The organism is Chryseobacterium salviniae, from assembly GCF_035819015.1.
Taxonomy (GTDB): Bacteria; Bacteroidota; Bacteroidia; order Flavobacteriales; family Weeksellaceae; genus Chryseobacterium; species Chryseobacterium salviniae.
In genome coordinates this window covers 1-2,051 of the sequence record NZ_JAYLAA010000082.1, presented here as the reverse complement: position 1 = coordinate 2,051, position 2,051 = coordinate 1, and the positions used below count along the sequence as shown (strand labels likewise).

Sequence of the window (2,051 nt, the reverse complement as noted above, 5' to 3'; positions counted from 1 at the left end):
ATATCCAAATGGATAGGTTTTCCTGTAAGCCTGTCAGCCATCTTGATACCGAACGGTGAGGGCGAATTGTGGTAGTTGGTTTCTTCCGTAAAGAAGCACAGTGCAGGTTCGATAAAAGTGTAAAAACTTTCCTCACTGGGGAAGTCGCCCGCATTGCCGGGCATTCCTGCCCAATACAAAGTGGCTACATCCGTAGTGTTGTGCCGAGGCTTACACTCCATCAGTGCCAACGCACTACCGCAATCGTTCTTTAGCTGCTTCAGTTCCGCAGGGTCTTCCGACCACGCCATAATGTTGAAGTGCGCACGGATTGAGGACAGCCCGAAGCTGTGGGCTTCGTTCAGGTACTTTTCTATCCACTCTTTGTTGATTTGGTTGGCACGGCTGTACCTCGCCAGTGAGTGCATATTCCTTGCGGACTTCTCAAACTTTTGCAGGTTGTCTTCGCTGTTATCCAAAAAAATGTACTGGTTGTAAATGTGGTTACAGCTTAACAGCAAGCCCACGGGTGCGGCGAATGACAGGCGGCAGTCGCTACGGTCGGTAGATAGCTTTTCAAAACGGGTATCTGCCGATACCGTTCCGGGCAGGTCGTCCGTATCTGAAAGGGTATGCAGGCTTAACCTTTTGTTACCGATGCGCACCTCTTCGTTTCCGAGTGCGATGTCCTGCATTGGTGTTCCGGCTCCCCTCGATAAAGTGAGGTACTGTTCCAGTAATCCCTGTGTATCGTCCGTTCCGATAATGTCCTCTTCGGTCAAACGCCGCAGGCTCACAAAACCGCTATCGTTCACGATGCGCTCAAACTGGGCGACCGCCTCCATAAAGCGGTGTATCGTTTCCTTGTTCCTGATTTCCTTTGGTATCAGCGTACCCTTGCAAAGCGAACTGAAGTTGCTTTGCATCCGCATTCTTTCCTTTGTGGTCTTTGTCAGGAACAGGTAGCAATAGTGGTTCAGGAACGGTCGCTCGTTGAAATGGCGTTGATAGGACTTTGATAAAAAGCTCTGGTCTTCGATTGCCAAATCGGGCGCATAGCTTTCCTTGATGTACCAATCCTGTTTGTGAATGACCGTAAAATCAGGCAGGGTTTTGATAGCCTTGTGCCAGGCGGAGTGAATGGCTTCGTATTCCGCAGAAGCTACCGTGAACAGTTCCGGCAAACGCACTTCAAAGCAGGCGGTAATGTCCGCATCTTTGGATAAGATGCAGTTGTTCTCTACTGCCAACAAAGGAAATTTGTTTTCCAGTGTGGTGGTCTTTGCTACATTTCTCATACGGCATTCTGTTTAGGTGTGAATTTTAAATAGCGGTGTACAGGCTTGCGGCAGATGATGTAGCGGGGATGCCTTTTATTGGCTGCAATTTTCATCAGCCCGTGTTCGCCATACTTCCTGTTCAACGAAAAGGTCTGCCATATAATGAGCGAAGCACCGCCTGCTCCGAGGAATAGGCAGATGTAAGAGTTTACGCCTGCCATATACAGTATCATCACGAGGATAAGCGTACCAAGTAGCCCACCTGCGAAAATGAACAGGTATTGCGCTTTCAGCCCTTTAAATTCCACCGTCCTGCCGATGCCTTTGTTGATATTGTAATTCATAAGGCAACGGATTAAAGGAAGAATGAACGCAGGATAGTAGCGGCAACAATCAGGAAGATACACGCACCGAACCACGAAGCTGCGGTCTTGCTCGTATCAGGGTCGCCGGAACTGAATTTGTTGTACACCTTACGCCTCCGATGAGCCCAACCACCGCACCGATGGCGTAGATTAATTGGGTTGCGGGGTCGAAATAACTTGTTACCATTTGGGTAGCCTCGTTGATACCCGCAGAACCGTTTCCCTGTGCGAACGCACCAATTCCTGACAGCATTGCCACGGCTGCCAGCAAAATTTTTTTTCTCTGTTTTTCCATAATTGAAACACATTAATTTGTTACTGTTTATCCCGCACCTTGCGAGCTTTCGGGACAAATGTCTTGTGGAAAAAGAGGCGTTACCGTAAAGTGGCAGTCAGAGGAAGTGTTTGGCTGTGAGTGGCTTTATAG

Annotated in this window: 2 protein-coding genes and 1 pseudogene; all 3 read right to left on the bottom strand. The window is 48.7% G+C overall.

Annotated elements, in window-relative coordinates:
- Positions 1-1,277, bottom strand: a 1,277-nt coding sequence (locus SOP96_RS19870) for a TraG family conjugative transposon ATPase (RefSeq protein WP_326322598.1), incomplete at its 3' end; no start/stop codon positions are given.
- A complete protein-coding gene (locus SOP96_RS19865; protein WP_084019010.1) occupies positions 1,274-1,603 on the bottom strand; it encodes a DUF4133 domain-containing protein in 330 nt (109 codons plus the stop codon). The genes SOP96_RS19865 and SOP96_RS19870, both read right to left, overlap by 4 nt.
- An 11-nt stretch (positions 1,604-1,614) precedes the next feature.
- A pseudogene (locus SOP96_RS19860) lies at positions 1,615-1,919 on the bottom strand (DUF4134 domain-containing protein).
- Between the last annotated feature and the right edge of the window lie 132 nt (positions 1,920-2,051).

Bases quoted from the DNA above. Each gene is read 5' to 3' on its own strand.
- SOP96_RS19865 (WP_084019010.1), bottom strand. From the start codon at position 1,603: ATGAATTACAATATCAACAAAGGCATCGGCAGGACGGTGGAATTTAAA.